A 17,443-nucleotide genomic window follows, 5' to 3' on the forward strand; every position below is an offset into this window, starting at 1 on the left:
TTTTTCCATGATACTATTTAATTAATGATAAAACATGGAATGAATTTAGTGTAAGCAACTGATATTAAACCTATTAAAGCTTTAAAAATCAAACAACTACCGACGTAGGAGGTTTTGTTCAACTTGTTTATATGTCTGGTTTTTACAGACATATCCTTCCAATTTAGCGGAATAAGTCTGGTTTTAGTTTCTTTATTTTTTTAAAACCTAAAACTAAACAGTCCATTTCATAAATAAAATATCCCGCTTGGGGTATTTTACACCAAAACTCCATAAAAAAAGCCCTCCAATCGAAGGGCTTCCATAATTTATTGAATAGGGTTTAAACAACTTATATAATTTCTTAGCTTCCTTAAGTTAATAAATTGCGCTGTTTAAATCCACTAAAGGCTTTAGATTTTCTCTCCTTCTACTTTTTTGTTTTATAATGGAAAACAGCTCCAGTTCCAGTTTTGTCTTCTTTAACAACTATACCTTTTTCCACTAATCTACTCATCTCTCTAGATACAGCTTTACTTTTGAGGTCATAGTCAGAAAATATTGATATTATCTCCGATATTTTTAGTCCTTTTTTCATTTCAGGATGGGGAAGAACTTTACTTAATAAAAAATCTGGCAAGGAGTTTTTATTATGAAAATATTCTTTGTTCATAATATTTTCATTTTTGAATTGGCTTAAAACTGTTAAATCCTTTCCAATCCCAATATTATCTTTTTTCAATAGATCATCAATTGATACATTATAAAGGTTGGAATATGCTAATAAGGTTTTGGTGTTGGGATTTACTTGGTTATCAGTTCTTTCAAGTTGTCTAATATGATCGGATGAAAAGCCTGTAGCAGCTTCTACACCATAAATGGAAAGCTTTGCCTCAATTCTTAATGATTTTAAGTTTTTTGCTAGCTGAGATAAATCTATGGTAACCTGTTTTTTCCCCTTCATAAGACAAATAGATAAAAACATTTGTCCTCATTATTTGGGATTTAATTTGTTTTTTGAGTACCATTTGCTATATTGCCAATGTTATTTAGAACATATTAAGTGTGAAATAGGCAACTAATCAAAGTCTTGTTGTAGAAACGTAGGAAATTTCTTGAAACGCAGGACAGAGAGTAGTGGCCCATCCGCTATATTTGTTATATAGAGGTGGGCTCACTCTTGAGCATGCGTTTCAGAATATCTCAATTTGAGGTATTCGGGTCTCCTACGTCCCATACAACATGCCATGAGTGTAGCACCATCTCTTCCACTTTTTAGATAGAGATATGCTTCATTTTTGGAGAAAATATTAATTATAGGTTCAAATGAAGCAATCTAAAAACCGCCTTTACAGAGTTAAACTAGCTTTTCTTTATAGAGAAATAGGAAAGGTATGTTTGTTTTGTTTTGCTCAGCTCATCTCTAGGCGTGATTTAACTTTATTTGATATCATTTTTGAGAGAAAACCGAAAAATCCGATCTAATAACATTTGGATATAAGTATGGAGCATATCGATTATGTGCGCATAGATCAATTACTCCATTCCAAATACCCAAAAACACCATCAAACCTATTTTAAAATGTATACATCGTACTGGGTACCTCATACCCCGTACTTTTCGACGATTCCGAGGCTGCATTCGCCTGGGGGACGCCCCTCGCGTCTGGTAGGGCAGCCTAGCCCGGAGCTTTATAAGTGCTGGGGTAATTAAATGATTTCTTAAATAATGTAGAAGTGTTGGAAAAGACACTAGACGTCAGATTTAAGACGTGAGACTTACCCCCTAAATCCCCCTGAAGGGAGGGACAAGCGTAAAGAAAACAGTCGGTGACTGTTTTTAGCGAGTAGCCAGCTTGCAGGGCAAGTGATTTCGTTTACGAGATCGGTTCCTCACCCTAAAGGGGGAGGCTAGGAGGGGGTAAATACGAGATTGCTTCTTCCCTATGGTCATCGCAATGACGGATTTGGGGGCGTTCTCGACTCCGTAAACAAGTCTAGCGTCTTTAGTCTAGCGTCTAGCATCTGACAAGACTCCGAGTCTTGTCCCAACACTTTCTACACAACCGCATTTTAAGCATGAAAAAAACAACGTTCACGTGCTTCCTGGCATTGCTATGCCTAACCCGAAGCCAATACCTACCCAAAAAGTTGCCCTTTGCCCAGATCGGGACAGGATCAAATGGTCCTGCCCCTTTTCTCTCCATAAGCGCCTTTTTGATAAAACCCTATATACTACTCGTATTTTGCATGGTTTGGATAAGCCAATGTGCTTCCCCTTCTTGGGCACAGCAGACGCCTGCTGTCATTTATGGAGAATATGCCTCCAAAGAGCCTTCTTCAGCCCTTAACCTGAAGCTATGGCATGATGTGCTCAGAATCACTACTGACGAATCTCCTGACCTGGATATGAGGATAGTATTGGAGAAGGCAAGCTTGACCCAAGGGGTGTATTCACGGCATGACAAAACCTTTAAGATTAACCTACCTGCCAAATACCTGCCTGCTTGGATAAGCCTGACGGATTCCATGGGGAATTACTTAATGTACAGAACGCTGATCTCTCCGGGAGATAGCCTGAAGATCAAAGTGGATAGACTGTTTAACCAAACCTTTTTCTCGGGTCCATCTGCCGCTACTTTCCAATTGCAGCATAAGCTCCAAGACCTGTGGCTCGCCCATAAGTTCAGTGCTCCATTTTACTTGGATTTGATGCTTTCAAACCCAGGCCAACAAGAACAGTACACAAGCAAAATTGATCTACATAACCGGAACTTCGCAAAGGAGGTGGTGCCACTCACGGATCACAAAGTAGTATTGGATATGTTAAAACAGCGATGGGCTAATGTCCCCCATGATCAGCTTGAGGATATTCTTAGGACATATAAGGATCGGATTCCAGAAGAGCAATACCAGACCGTCAGGGCGGAATACTTGTCCCGGTTTTACTTCCCCATCATTTACAGCTTCGAAAGGATAAATTACCCAAGGCTGCTAAAAGCGGACCACAGTATGCTTCTTCCAGAATTTGACCGATTCTTGGAGAATGCCTTTAGTGAATCATTCATAGAATTGGATGCCGATCAAGCAGGATTTTCACCTTCCTACCTGCTCTTATCAGAATACTTGCTAAGAGGAAAGTCCACTATTTCGGGCATCCCCGTGCTTAAGTGGGCAGAATCCATCAAGAATACCCCGGTCAGGGAAAGCATCCTGACAGCCTACTTTTCCCACAGGAATATCATCCTCAAACACGGCACTGAGGACTTGGAGACATTTTACAAGACCATGGAAACGGCCGCGCTAAAGCTCCGAATAAAAAAGATCTATCAGGCTTCTCTGACAGGAGATCCTGTACCCGAATATGATTTTATATCACAGGAGGGGAAGCCTGTCCAACTAAGTCAGTTTAAAGGGAAAACCGTGCTCTTGGACTTTTGGATGACAGGCTGCTCAGCCTGTATCGCCTTTAATAAATATCACTTCGGCAAACTAAAGGAAAGGTTCTCGGAGGAGGAAAACTTGGTGATTCTTGCCGTTTCCATTGACAGCAAACGTGATACTTGGCAAAAGAGCATCCGCTCTGGTCGCTATACCCCTGATGGCATCATACAACTGTACACCGGAGGCAAAGGTACCGCGCACCCTTACTTGGATCATTATGCCATAGGGGCTTTTCCATACTTGCAGCTAATCGACAAGGATGGAAAACTGGCCACCCTGGGATTCAACAAACCTACCTATCAGGACATCACTGCCAAAATAGAGCAGTTACTGAGCAAACCATAATAGATCCTTTTATCATAACCACTAAATACCATGAAAAAATATTTACTTCTATTACTAGTCCTGATCATGGCCACTGCTGCTCATGCACAGGAAGAACGCATTGTTTTGAGCGGCACGGTATTGGCCAAAAGCACCCAGGAACCACTGGTAGGGGCATTGGTGAGCCTTGATGACTTGACCTGGAGTACTGTGACGGATGAAGAGGGCGCTTTCAGCCTTTTGGTAAAGAAAGGGATACTTGACCTGTCGGTATCTTACCTCGGCTTTTCCCAATACCACCGGAAATTAAACCTGCTAAAGGATACCTCGATTACGGTGCTTTTGGAAGAGGATGATATCAACCTGTCCACGGTGGAAGTGATGGCCACAGGCTATCAGGAAATCCCAAAGGAAAGGGCTACTGGCTCATTCGTACATATCGATAAATCACTGGTAAATCGACGTGTCAGCACCTCAATATTGGATCGGCTGGAGGATATCAGTTCAGGCCTGATATTCAACAGGACCGGACCTGCCAATGACCCCATCAGCATACGGGGCAGAAATACCTTGTTTGCCAATACCAGTCCCTTGATCATTATTGACCACTTCCCATATGATGGACCCTTGGAAAACATCAATCCCAATGATGTGGAAAGTGTCACCATTCTTCGGGATGCGGCGGCAGCCTCCATTTGGGGTGCCAGGGCCGGCAATGGGGTGATTGTCATTACTACCAAGAAAAGAGACAATGCCTCACCTCAGTTCAGCTTTAATACGAACATCAATTTCTATGAAAAGCCGGATCCCTTTTATGAGCCTGTCATGTCCATAAATGATTTTATCGATATCGAACAGATGCTTTTCGACAATAACTACTATAGCCGTTACGAAAACAATAGAAACCATCCTGCTCTCTCTCCTGTAGTGGAAACGCTCATCAAAGGAAGGGATGGACTATTGACCGATACGCAGGTGAATGAAGCCATAGCAGCTTACCGATCCATGGACAGTAGGAGGGAGCTGGCGCAGTATTTTTACAGACCCCAAGTAAATCAGCAATACGCCATCAACCTCAATGGAGGGGCAGAGAAATTTTCTTATGCGCTCTCTGCAGGATTTGACAGAAATCTCGAAAATACCGTCGGCAATACCTTCAGCAGGTACACCATCAGTAATCGTTTTACTTGGAAACTGGCCAAAGATAAATTGCGGATCGGTACGGGTATTTACTTGGTGAGAACGGATCGGAATATTACCACCGAACTTCCTCCTACAACCTTCCCTTATGAGCCCTTTGCGGATGTCACCACAGGGCAGCACCTTTCACTCACAAGGGAGTATTCAAGCAGGTACATCCAAAGTATCCAAAACTCTGGCCTCCTGGACTGGACCTATGTGCCCTTGGATGAAATTGGGGCAAGTGATAAGAGGACTTTGCAGAATGACTACAGGATAAATATCGATTTGTCCTATAAGCTCTTGCCTGGCTTGACTTTGGAAGGCTATTACCAATACTGGAACAATAGCACGACGGGTAATGACATCCAATCCACCCAACTCTTCAGTACCAGAAACCTGATCAACAGGTACACGCAGGTGGATTTGGATGGCCAATTAACCTATCCCATACCACAGGAAGCTATCTTTGACTTGCAGTCAAATAACGCCTTCAGCCATAGCCTAAGGGGGCAGTTGACTTACACCAAGCAATGGGGAAATGCCCATAGCATCGATGCAATAGGGGGATGGGAACTCAAGGATTACCAGACCACGGCAAGGTCTACCCGCTATTACGGCTATCAGGAACAGTTGGCCATCTCTAAACCAGTCGATCTTACTACCCGTTTCAGCCAATACCACAATGGAACCCTGTCATCCATTCCAGACGGAGCCTCCCATGCTGCTTACTTTGATCGTTTCGTGTCCCAGTACCTCAATGCCTCCTATACTTATGACCATAAGCTCAACCTTTCTTTGAGTGCCAGAAGGGATGCTTCCAACCTCTTCGGGGTAGAGACAAACCAAAAAGCCGTGCCCCTTTGGTCAGTAGGGGCAGGGTGGACCTTGTCTGAAGAGGATTTCTGGAATTCACAGGCATTCCCTTTTGTGAAGTTGAGGGCTACTTATGGTGAAAACGGCAATGTGGACAAATCCGTCTCCGCGCTGACCACAGCGACCTATTTTACCAATTATGCCACCTTGATTTCGGCTGGTCAGCTGGCGGGAAATATTTCCCATCCGGCCAATAGGCGTTTGAAATGGGAGCGCATTGCTATCCTGAACTTGGGGCTTGATGTGGAATCCAAAAACAGCAGGCTAAAGGGGCAGATTGAAGTTTATTCAAAAAAAGGGCTGGACCTAATTGGTGACTCCCCTTATATCCCTTCCACAGGTTTTTCCACTTTAAGGACAAACAGTGCCAGTACCAAAAGTGCTGGTATGGACATAGAAGTCCAATCCCAAAACCTGATAGGAAACTTTCAGTGGTCGACCAACCTACTCTTCAGCACCATAAAGGAAAAAGTAACGGATTATTATTTCGAGTCCACTCCGATCAATTACCTCGCACAGCGACAGGCCTCCCTTTATCCTTTGGAAGACAAACCATTATTCGCCATCTATAGTATCCTCTGGGGAGGTTTAAATCCCGATACAGGAGCACCTAGGGGTATGTTGGACGGCGAGCCTAGCGAAGACTACTTGGCGATTTTCAGATCATTAAGTCCAGAAAACCTCCAGTACCACGGGCCTAGACGACCCACGGTGTTTGGAGCCATTAGGAACAGCTTTGGTTTTAAAAACTTTCAGCTCTCCTTTAATATTTCCTATAGGATGGGCTATTACTACAGAAGGGAATCCGTTCTCTACGCATCTGTATTGAAGGGAGAGGGAGGGCACGCCGACTATGGTCGGAGATGGCAGCAGCCCGGGGATGAAAACTTTACACAAGTCCCTTCACTGCCAAGCTCCACCAATACCTTAAGGGACAATATATACAGATACAGCGACGAGTTAGTGGAAAAAGGCGATCATTTCCGCTTACAGGACATACGTTTGGCCTATACCCTGGACAACCGCAGGATACCTTCATTGCCCTTCAAGAGATTGGAATTGTATACCTACGCCAATAACCTCGGGATCATATGGAAGTCCGCCAAAGACGACCCCCTCGACCCCGACTTCCGAACAGCAAAGCCATTGAAAAGCATTGCAGTAGGAGTGAAAGCAAGCTTTTAAAGAACCACGTCATTGCGAGGAGCCATGCGTCGTGGCAATCTCCTCTTCAGAAAACGAGTTGTTCCAAGTCTCTAGCAGAGCGGTGACTTGGAACTCAACTAAAAGGGAGCCTGCCTGGAGGAAGACAGGTCTCCAGACTCCCACTAACGCAAACGAATTATAAAAATAACATCTCTAAATAACGGTAAAACGAATTATAAAAATAGGATTGTCAAAGCCTCTGAGTACATAAGACCATATAATCTCGCTCACGTGAACAAGTCTTGCTACTATGTACTAAAATCTGACTACTATCACCGAGTCCCTTACCGCGTACTTTCTTCATATGATTTGATAACACAACATCGTCAGCGGGACATGTTTCCAGACGGGAAACCGGGACTCTTTTTAATAGTAAGTAGCAAGATTGAAACGAAAAAAGTCGAGTTGTTCCAAGTCTCTAGCAAAGCGGTGACTTGGAACTCAACTAAAAGGGAGCCTCCAGACTCCCACTAACTTAAACGAATACAAAAAATGAAAAATAAACTCAACCCCATATTCACCACCATGATCATCAGCATCATCCATCTATTGACCTCTTGCGAAGAGTTCTTAGACCAAAAACCAAACCTCAGTATTGAGGCGCCCGAAACAATAACCGATCTTCAGGCCATATTGGACAACGAATCCATAATGAACTATTCCACCATCTTGGACATAGTCGCATCGGATGATTATTACCATTCACTGGAAGGTTTCGAATCAGAAGATAAAGAACTATACCGTAATGCCCACATCAGGTCCTTTCATCCTGATATGTATGGAGGAACCAGCAACGGGGACTGGGTTTATCCTTACAAACAGATTTTTGCAGCTAACTTCTGCCTGGAACAAGCCAATGAACTTATCGTTTCGGATGCTAATACAGAGGCTATTAACAATATCATGGGCAGTGCATGGTTTATCAGGGCTTATGCTTTGGCCGAACTGGTCAAGGTATTTGCTCCCCAGTATAGCTCGGCCGCTGCTTCCCATTTGTCAATCCCACTTCCCTTAAAATCGGATGTTACCACAGTACCTGATTATATGAGCGTACAAAAAGTATACGACCAAATATTCGAAGACCTGGAACGGGCACTACCGCTCTTGCCAAGTACCCCTAAATTTAGATCACGGCCATCCAAATCTGCCATCCATGCTTTGAGGGCCAGAGTATACCTGATGATGAAGCAGTATGAAAAAGCTTGGATGGAAGCAGATGCCTCACTGGCTATTGATGATCAGTTAATGGACTTCAATCAGCTGAACCCTTCCTTGAATTTTCCTGTGCCCTTGGGAAATGAGGAAGTGATTTATCATACCTTGGCACCTACCTTTACTTCCATCAATGTAAGTCCCGAAGCACGAATTGATACCACATTGTACAAGTCATATCATGATGATGACCTGAGAAAGTCCATCTATTTCCTTATCAATCCACAAGGACATATTAATTATAAAGGAAGCTTTACCTCAGGATATAGTTTCTTCACAGGGCTTACGGTAAGTGAAATGTTGCTTATAAAAGCGGAGTGCGCCTTAAGAATGGAAAATCCTGTGATAGCTTTTGCCGCTTTGGACAAGCTGCTAAAATCTCGTTACAGTGAGGGAAGTTACGATCCTGTTTCTTATCAGGACTTGGCTGATCCCCTTGGATTTGTACTGATGGAAAGAAGAAAAGAAATAGTATTCAGAGGTAGAAGGTGGTCTGATTTGAAAAGGCTTTTAGGAGAAAGAACAGAGCTATTTCCATTAATAAGAAAACTGGGGGATCAGGAATATGTGATGGGAGAGGAGCCGGACTCATTCGTTTTTCCGATCCCAGAAGAAGAGCTTCAAAACAGATAGCTACATTAGAAAACAGGCAATCCTAAAGTAGGATTGCCTGAACCTTTGGGGTTTAATTTAATTCAAACTCCCCTTGACTTCCAGATACAGGATTGGTAAGTGCCTCATCGTGGTATAGACACTGTTCACTGGGATTGGAATCACAGCTATACTCCGAGCTACCAAGCTCTACTTGGACAGGCCCTTGGATAGGATCATCTCCCCAATAAGTTTGAGAGGCATCCATAGGCTGTGTAAACGCAAATGCGGCAATAACTGCCATTAGAAATACACCTCCGCGTAGGAGGTTCTTCAATGAATTTTTCATAATTTTAATATTATAATGAATAATAAATTCCGGTCGTTTTGGTTTCGTGGACCTTCCGAGAGGGACGACCGGATTTCTTCCCCCTACCGATGCCAGGCAAGCACCCCGTACCTCCACTGGCCGTTTAATATCTTAATTATTGCTAGTATTGCTAGTCGGGATTTGCAATCCCGACTCACCTATAGAGGGCATTTGCAATGCCCCTTACGGCATCCAATTTTTAGTTTATTCCCCTGTTGTCCCGATCCCGCCTTGGCGGACGGGATCTGTTGTCCCGATCTCGCCGTGGCGGACGGGACCATCTAAATGTGAGTCTCCGACTCACCCAATACCCCTTACTGACTCCTATTTCTTATTAATTCCTATCCCAGCAGCCCAACTTCATCGCTAAGGCTTTCCCAGTCCCATAGGGACGATCCATATCCTTCCCCTTGGTTTTAACCATGGGAACATTCGTCCAACAAATCCCTTTTAAACAGTTAACCAATTACCCAACTCTTTCATCCTCCGGCTTGACCAGAATACCGATGATAGCCAAGGTTATAAAGGCCAGATTGAATAGAAAATGTGCTTCCCATCCAAGGTTGCTGATCACACCGCCACAACTGCAGGGGATCCTTCCAAATACATCCGTCAGCACCAATCCAATATAAACCGTAAACCCGATAAGGCAAATCAGGCATGCCCAAAGAGAAAGCGTTCTTGTTTTTGGGAAGAGAAGCATAATGGCCAGGGCCAGTTCCAATACCGGAAGCGAATATAGTAGGAGAGTGGCCATCCATTCAGGAAATACTTGATTGTACATGGCATTTTGAGTGGCACCCCAGTCATACCATTTACTGATGGCAGTATAGGCAAACAGCATCATCAGTACCAAAGCAACTCCTTCCCACAAAACTTCTCCCACTTTTCTCATCACACTCCTTTCTTTAATACTTTAGCTAGTTTTCGCTAGTCTGGATTTGCAATCCAGACTTACTTATTAAGGGCATTTGCAATGCCCCTTACGTAATTCTATTTTCCGTTGTCCCGATCCCGCCGTGGCGGACGGGACCATCTAAATGTGAGTCTCCGACCCAGCTGAGCTGCGGGACCATCTAAATGTGAGTCTCCGACTCACCCAATACCCCTTACTGACTCCTATTTCTTATTAATTCCTATCCCAGCAGCCCAACTTCATCGCTAAGACTTTCCCAGTCCCATAGGGACGATCCATATCCTTCCCCTTGGTTTCAAGCATGGGAACATTCGTCCAACAAATCCCTTTTAAACAGTTAACCAATTACCCAACCCCGTTGTCCCGATCCCGCCGTGGCGAATGGGACCATCTAAATGTGAGTCTCCGACTCACCCAATACCCCTTACTGACTCCTATTTCTTATTAATTCCAATCCCCGCAGACCAACTTCATCGCTAAGACTTCCCAAGTCCCGTAAGGACGCCCTATACTGTTCCCTTGGTTTCAACCATGGGGACACACAGACCAACTTCCACTACCTCAAAAAATAACCTTCCGCCCTAAAACGCATCTCCTCTTTTTCCACTTCTCATTCCTACATTTTTCGCGACGGAAGGTTGTAATGATTTGATTCCAAATTAGAAGAACATTTCTAAAAAGCCAAAATATTGAAATTGTAATAGTGATATTTATATGATTTATATTCATTTGTTAAGTTGGTTGAAGTCTGCTAATTTTATTCACTTTTGAAGACAAAGAAGTCTAATGTTAATGAGGTTAACACCTGCTATATTCTGGTAGGCATAGTAAGATTTATGTTGCTTTTAAGTCTATTATTAATCATATTCGCGTTACATATTAAAAAAATACCACTTTTAGGCGACTTGTTGTGAGGATTGTTTGCTGTATATGAATACCACTTACATAGGAAAACATTTAATAGAATTGGTGATAATTTCCAGTGGGTGTATTCTGGTGTCTTTTTTATAGTCAATGTTGTGTTGGAATAATTAAAATCAGGGCTGTTATGGATCATTCAGACTTTTATCTAAAGAAACTATACAACTTTTTGTTTAATGAAGGGGTGGATTTTTACAATGAGACCAATGAGTTTATGGAGTATATTAGCCTATCCAGTGGAAAAATGATGGGGCCTTATGAGCCTATGGATTCCCCTTTATGCATAATAGTCAAAGGGGGGATAGCCAAATACGAGCTTCGAGGTTCTGACTACCAGTGCACAGACTTGTGCCTAAAGAAGGAAATAGCTTTTGACCATGCCATATTAAATGGGGGAGGGGACAGGAAGATCAAGCTCATTGCATCTGAGGAAACAGAGGTCAAACTCATTTCCTTGGAGAAGCTCATAGAATTGATCGGGAAATATAGTGCCGAAAGTTCTTATTTGGCCCTTTTGAACCAATTTTGGACAGCACGGGAAGAAAAAAGAAACACCTTGTTGTACATCAAACCCGCGTCCAAAAGAAACCAGGTGTTCAAAAGCTGCAACCCGGATTTGGTACAGCATTTTCCTAAAAAGGTCATTGCAAAATACCTCAACCTACACCCCAGTTCTTACAGCCGTATCGAAGGCGATTTTTAACCCCAATTCCCCCGTCTCCGACCTTCCGTCTTCATTTATTAAAACTGTTTTCAACTCCCTATCCCGCCGTGGCGGACTCCCGATCCTCCCAGTTGTCCCGTTAGCTGAGCTGCGGGACGATTAAAATTGAGTCTCCAGACTCAAACCTCCCGTCTTTTTCCTTCATATTACCTGTTTTTTAGTGGATTGATATCTTGGATTCACAACCCAGTGCCAGAGGCACGCCAGGATTTGGTTCCAAGGGGATTCATCCCCGTGCTAAAGAAAATGCCCACCAGTCAAAAGTGCCATTGGCACGGTCCATATATTTTGCTATTCCAATTCAGCGGTTCAGTACTGTCAGATGATCCATAACGCAGTGCCATCGGCACGCCAGGATTTGGTTCCAAGGGGATTCATCCCCGTGATAAATATAACTTCCCCATCAGACAAAAGTGCCATCGGCACGGTCCATTTTTCCCAGCTGTTCCGAACCCGCGGTGGAGGACGGGACGATGAAAATTGAGTCTCCAAACTCAAACCTCCCGTCTTTTTCCTTCATATTACCTGTTTTTTAGTGGATTGATATCTTGGATTCACAACCCAGTGCCATCGGCACGCCGAGATTTGGTTCCAAGGGGATTCATCCCCGTGATAAATATAACTTCCCCACCAGACAAAAGTGCCATCGGCACGGTCCATATATTTTGCTGTTCCAATTCAATAGTTCATTACTGTCAGATGATCCAACACCAGTGCCATCGGCACGCCAGGATTTGGTTCCAAGGGGATTCATCCCCAGTTGTCCCGTTAGCTGAGCTGCGGGACGATGAAAATTGAGTCTCCAAACTCAAACCTCCCATCTTTTTCCTTCATATTACCTGTTTTTTAGTGGATTGAAATCTTGGATTCACAACCCAGTGCCAGAGGCACGGCAAGATTTGGTTCCATGGGGATTCATCCCCGTGCTAAAGAAAATGCCCCACCAGACAAAAGTGCCATCGGCACGGTCCATATATTTTGCTATTCCAATTCAGCAGTTCAGTACTGTCAGATGATCCATAACCCAGTGCCAGAGGCACGGCAAGATTTAGTTCCATGGGGATTCATCCCCGTACTAAAGAAAACGCCCCCCAGACAAAAGTGCCATCGGCACGACTCATTTTCTTTACACTATTGCTTAAAACAAGTATATTTAATGGAAATTTTATCAAAGCCATCATTAAATACTTTTTAAAACCATGGCCAATACTTATCATCAAATGTATGTTCAAGTTGTCTTCGCTGTGAAATATAGGAAAGCAATATTGGACAAAGCGTGGAGGAAGAGACTTTTTGCGGTAATGGGAAATCTCATTAATGAAACGGGCTGTAAGTGTATCATTGTTAATGGGGTGGAAGACCACGTCCATTGTTTTTTTTCACAGAAACCAGCAATAAGTATTTCCGAAGTAATGAAAACTGTTAAGGCCAAATCATCTAAATGGATCAACGAAAATGGATTGGCTGACCGTAAATTTGAATGGCAAAAGGGGTTTGGTTGTTTTACATATAGCAAGTCACATGTTTCCAATGTCTATCGATATATTGAAAATCAAGAAGCCCATCATCATAAGATGAGTTTTCATGAAGAATACATTGAATTGTTAAAGGAATATGATGTCCAGTTTGATTTAGAATATCTTTTTGATCCTCTTTTTTAGTCATCGAGTTTAGATGTACCATGCCTCTGGCATTCATGATCTACGAGCCAATCTATAAAGCAGGTTGAAACCTGCTTCCAACATATTGTCCATGCCTAGCGGCATTAAGAGTAGTTGTATTGCTGTAGCATTTGTTTTTCAATTCCACACGAACACGAAATCAACGCTAGTGCCATCGGCACGATAGTATATTGTTCCATGGGGATTCATCTCCGTGCCAAAGAAAACGAACATCAAATCAAAGAGTGCCAGAGGCACGGCAAGATTTAGTTCCATGGGGATTCATCCCCGTACTAAAGAAAACGCCCACCAGACAAAAGTGCCGTCGGCACGACTCATTTTCTTTACTTTATTGCTTAAAACAAGTATATTAATGGAAATTTTATCGAAGCCATCATTAAATACTTTTTAAAACCATGGCCAATACTTATCATCAAATGTATGTTCAAGTTGTCTTCGCTGTGAAATATAGGAAAGCAATATTGGACAAAGCGTGGAGGAAGAGACTTTTTGCGGTAATGGGAAATCTCATTAATGAAACGGGCTGTAAGTGTATCATTGTTAATGGGGTGGAAGACCACGTCCATTGTTTTTTTTCACAGAAACCAGCAATAAGTATTTCCGAAGTAATGAAAACTGTTAAGGCCAAATCATCTAAATGGATCAACGAAAATGGATTGGCTGACCGTAAATTTGAATGGCAAAAGGGGTTTGGTTGTTTTACATATAGCAAGTCACATGTTTCCAATGTCTATCGATATATTGAAAATCAAGAAGCCCATCATCATAAGATGAGTTTTCATGAAGAATACATTGAATTGTTAAAGGAATATGATGTCCAGTTTGATTTAGAATATCTTTTTGATCCTCTTTTTTAGTCATCGAGTTTAGATGTACCATGCCTCTGGCATTCATGATCTACGAGCCAATCTATAAAGCAGGTTGAAACCTGCTTCCAACATATTTGTCCATGCCTATCGGCATTAAGAGTAGTTATATTGCTGCAACACTTGCTTTCTAATTCCACACGAACACGAAATCAACACCAGTGCCAGAGGCACGCCAGGATTTGGTTCCAAGGGGATTCATCCCCGTGATAAAGAAAACGAACATCAAATCAAAGAGTGCCAGAGGCACGGCAAGATTTAGTTCCATGGGGCTTCATCCCCATACTAAAGAAAATGCCCCCCAGACAAAAGTGCCATCGGCACGGTCCATTTTTCCCAGCTGTTCCTAACCCGCGGTGGAGGACGGGACGATTAAAATTGAGTCTCCAGACTCAAATCTCCCGACTTCCTGCTTCATACCTCCTTACCCTACAGTTCCACCTTTGCAGCCCTTAGCCCTAAACAATTAACCAGTTAACCCTTTAAACATCCCATTTCCTATTCCCCATTCCTCATTCTTCCACCGTCACCTGGCATAAAGCAGAGATCACAGCACCCACCAAACTCATATAGCCTCCCCAATGATGGATCATGTCCGGTAATCCCTCTGGAGCTCCCATAAGTATCGCTCCTAAAGCTGCCATCGTAATGCCAGCATTCCGCAGACTCCTGAAAAATGGTGGAGTAGGCTTTCCTGCCCGCTCCACGATTTCATACCTTAATTGATTGATTTCTTTTAACATTATGTTTTTAGTCTTGATTGATGATGAACAAACTGTTCTTTTATCCAATCCCTTAGTAATCCCTCCATCAATACGACTGAAGATTTAAGGGTTCCAACATCCTTCTGCATGGTCCTGAAGTCATCATGCAGGATTTTTAGAAAATACAGGCTCCCACTGATCAGAATCAGTTGTAGCCATAGACCTGGATAGCTGATCATCCACTCTTCTAGTTGTTCCATAGGTGATAATGTTAAGATGAACGGAGTCTCCTTGGTTCATCTGATTGAAAATAAACTGCTTGAAATTTTGATAGGCTATCCTAGATTCTTTCAGCTGGATAGCATCCATATGAAAGAGTACAGGATGTATTCCTCCATATTGAACGGTCATTCCCCTGTCAAAACTTCGGATAGGATGGGCATTTCCCCCATCTCCCTCCAATTCGATATTCCAGCCAAGCTGGGGAATGTACTTTCTGTGTAAGGGGTAGAGCCCCTCAGGAATAAATGACGCCTGGCCATATTTATCCGTATAAGGGAACTCTACCGTCTTTACTAATTGCTGGCCTTTCCAACAGATGGTGCCTTGCCCAACATCATCGAAAAGACGTCTAAACAGATAAAGACGCATACTTAGCTGATCTTTAGGCTATCCAGGCACCGGAGGGAATTGGTCTTTTGCCCCTTGAAGTCATAGTATTTGCCATTGACCTCTTGGCTAAATTCCAGTCCCAAAATCAACAGCTGAAAAGCAGGGCTGATACTACTGCTTTGCGTGACAGATAGGTTGAGGTCCGCAGCTAATCCTGTTTTCAAATCAAAGAAGTCACTTTTCACAATATCCAGGTCAAAAGCATCTTCCTTGTCCACGTCTATGGTCAGTAAGCTGAGCGAAAATTGCCCAGCATCTGAGCCGTCCGGAATAATATCCTTGGGCAATTCAAAGCCTGTCGGCAAACTGAAATCCCCCGATCCTGTACCCATGGTATATTGGATTTTATTCCCCAGTAGGTAGCCCATATGGGATTGTACATTAAATTCAAACCCTTTTAGCGGGTCTGGCTCCCCTTCCATGGGAGTACGCATGCCCCGGTCATTGATAGGATCAGACTTGGTGATCATATGCATGACTTTTGATAAACGTCCCACCGTTTTTGGGTCTGTATTGGTGGGGCTAAGCACCGGTCTAAGGGCCCTTCTGATTTTGCCCCCTGCTCTGCAGCTTCTTCCAAACTCTGCATTGTTTTGGCGGGTCCTTTCGAAGCGAGGGTCATTTTGGATACGTTCTGCATCCACCCCTCCTTTTTTTCTAACACGATACTCACCATCCTTGGTCTTATAATAGTTAAGATCATCCATGGTGCCTTTTACTTTCAGCAATCCTTCTTGTTTTGGCATAACTTTTTACTTTTAAAATGAAACATACCCCAAGATCATTAATTGAACTAATGATGTAAAGAATCATGGATGATATAGGATTAAATGATTGAATTGTACCTGAAAGGAATGAAAAGCATCAAAATGGAATTAATGAATGTAATTTGTTAATAAAAGCTACTAAAATAGAAACAAAATGCTTTTATAAATTGAATCAATTGTTTATTTTGGAGATATTTCGGTTGGTAAAGGTTAAAATATGGATTAGAATAACTATATTTTTGAAAGGAAGGTGTTCAATTAGGTTTTGGAGAATGAAAAGGTTTGCTGATTGATGGACATTCCCACGACATTCCCTAGATGTCTCCTCGATGGTTGCACTTAGGTTCCTCTTTTTGATGAAAGACAAAGGTTGTCTTTTTCCTGTAGTTATTTTTTTGACATGGCAAGAAAGTAAAGTTCCCAATCAATAGTGAAAGAATTACCATTATTGGCCCTATAAATACCCCTTTATGATAACTGGAAGATAGGTGTTTTGATAAGGCCGAAATTGAACTCGCTTCATGACGGCGAAGTAGAAAGTAAAAGGAATGACAATACAATAGGCAAATGGTGGTGCGCGAGCACTTGGTAGGGCCTCACTGATCTAATGAAATTCGACCAATCGGTGGAGGTACTTGTGAAGAGGGGAAGTTTTTATTTTTGACCTGGACAAACAGCATGTGATCATGGAAAGCATAAGTCTCGGTTAAATAAAATTGTTGTAGAATGAAGCAAGGACGACGATTGTTTATGTACTGCAAGGATGTAATGATAATTACTGGAAAAGGAGAAAAAGCCAGTAGAAACCTTATCAAAAGGATCAAAGAAGCTTTTGATAAAAAAGATCACCAAGACATTACTGTAGTCGAATTTTCTGTGTATACCGGCGTAGAAATAGAAGATGTATGGCCCTATTTGAGGTAGGGGCGATAACCGGTAGGGCCAAATTTTTGGTGATTTGTATTTAAACCACATAGGATCAAAAAAAGGATCTCCCCTCAAAGGAGGTC

13 protein-coding genes are annotated in these 17,443 nt (G+C 42.6%); 7 read left to right on the forward strand and 6 right to left on the reverse strand.

What is annotated here, in order from left to right:
• Positions 1–409 precede the first annotated feature (409 nt).
• Entirely contained in the window at positions 410–943 is a 534-nt protein-coding gene (locus IFO69_RS15480; RefSeq protein ID WP_192011047.1) for a helix-turn-helix domain-containing protein, read from the reverse strand.
• Between the two features lie 1,115 nt (positions 944–2,058).
• Between IFO69_RS15480 and IFO69_RS15485 the strand changes: the two genes are divergently transcribed.
• The 3 genes from IFO69_RS15485 (at position 2,059) to IFO69_RS15495 (ending at position 8,853) form a co-directional block, all read left to right on the forward strand.
• Entirely contained in the window at positions 2,059–3,768 is a 1,710-nt protein-coding gene (locus tag IFO69_RS15485; RefSeq protein WP_192011048.1) for a TlpA family protein disulfide reductase, read from the forward strand.
• Positions 3,769–3,798: 30 nt separating this feature from the next.
• A complete protein-coding gene (locus IFO69_RS15490; RefSeq protein ID WP_192011049.1) occupies positions 3,799–6,987 on the forward strand; it encodes a SusC/RagA family TonB-linked outer membrane protein in 3,189 nt (1,062 codons plus the stop codon).
• 513 nt (positions 6,988–7,500) lie between these two features.
• Complete coding sequence (locus tag IFO69_RS15495) at positions 7,501–8,853, forward strand: RagB/SusD family nutrient uptake outer membrane protein (protein ID WP_192011050.1); 1,353 nt, start codon at positions 7,501–7,503, stop codon at positions 8,851–8,853.
• Between the two features lie 52 nt (positions 8,854–8,905).
• On the opposite strand, the gene IFO69_RS15500 is transcribed toward IFO69_RS15495, so the two are convergent.
• Both IFO69_RS15500 and IFO69_RS15505 read right to left on the reverse strand, forming a co-directional pair.
• On the reverse strand, positions 8,906–9,160 hold the full coding sequence (locus tag IFO69_RS15500) for a DUF6520 family protein (RefSeq protein ID WP_192011051.1): 255 nt from the start codon (positions 9,158–9,160) through the stop codon (positions 8,906–8,908).
• A 487-nt stretch (positions 9,161–9,647) separates the two neighbouring features.
• On the reverse strand, positions 9,648–10,076 hold the full coding sequence (locus tag IFO69_RS15505) for a MauE/DoxX family redox-associated membrane protein (protein ID WP_192011052.1): 429 nt from the start codon (positions 10,074–10,076) through the stop codon (positions 9,648–9,650).
• 1,069 nt (positions 10,077–11,145) lie between these two features.
• Between IFO69_RS15505 and IFO69_RS15510 the strand changes: the two genes are divergently transcribed.
• From IFO69_RS15510 to tnpA (IFO69_RS15520), 3 genes are all read left to right on the forward strand, one after another.
• The gene (locus IFO69_RS15510) at positions 11,146–11,721 is read left to right on the forward strand and encodes a hypothetical protein (RefSeq protein WP_192011053.1); all 576 of its coding nucleotides are present in this window, start codon (positions 11,146–11,148) and stop codon (positions 11,719–11,721) included.
• Between the two features lie 1,220 nt (positions 11,722–12,941).
• On the forward strand, positions 12,942–13,403 hold the full coding sequence (gene tnpA, locus IFO69_RS15515; RefSeq protein WP_192011054.1) for an IS200/IS605 family transposase: 462 nt from the start codon (positions 12,942–12,944) through the stop codon (positions 13,401–13,403).
• 416 nt (positions 13,404–13,819) lie between these two features.
• Positions 13,820–14,281, forward strand: a complete 462-nt coding sequence (gene tnpA, locus IFO69_RS15520; protein WP_192011054.1) for an IS200/IS605 family transposase — start codon at positions 13,820–13,822, stop codon at positions 14,279–14,281.
• A gap of 521 nt (positions 14,282–14,802) precedes the next feature.
• Here the strand turns inward: tnpA (IFO69_RS15520) and IFO69_RS15525 are convergent.
• From IFO69_RS15525 to IFO69_RS15535, 3 genes are all read right to left on the reverse strand, one after another.
• Complete coding sequence (locus tag IFO69_RS15525) at positions 14,803–15,033, reverse strand: hypothetical protein (protein WP_192011055.1); 231 nt, start codon at positions 15,031–15,033, stop codon at positions 14,803–14,805.
• A 123-nt stretch (positions 15,034–15,156) separates the two neighbouring features.
• Positions 15,157–15,645, reverse strand: coding sequence for a hypothetical protein (locus tag IFO69_RS15530; protein WP_192011056.1), 489 nt, complete (start codon positions 15,643–15,645; stop codon positions 15,157–15,159).
• A 2-nt stretch (positions 15,646–15,647) separates the two neighbouring features.
• Positions 15,648–16,412 (reverse strand): hypothetical protein, encoded by a 765-nt coding sequence (locus tag IFO69_RS15535; protein ID WP_192011057.1) that lies wholly within the window; start codon positions 16,410–16,412, stop codon positions 15,648–15,650.
• A 747-nt stretch (positions 16,413–17,159) separates the two neighbouring features.
• Between IFO69_RS15535 and IFO69_RS15540 the strand changes: the two genes are divergently transcribed.
• Positions 17,160–17,357, forward strand: coding sequence for a hypothetical protein (locus IFO69_RS15540; RefSeq protein ID WP_192011058.1), 198 nt, complete (start codon positions 17,160–17,162; stop codon positions 17,355–17,357).
• Positions 17,358–17,443 lie beyond the last annotated feature (86 nt).

This window comes from Echinicola arenosa (assembly GCF_014841125.1).
In the GTDB taxonomy this organism is placed as follows: Bacteria; Bacteroidota; Bacteroidia; order Cytophagales; family Cyclobacteriaceae; genus Echinicola; species Echinicola arenosa.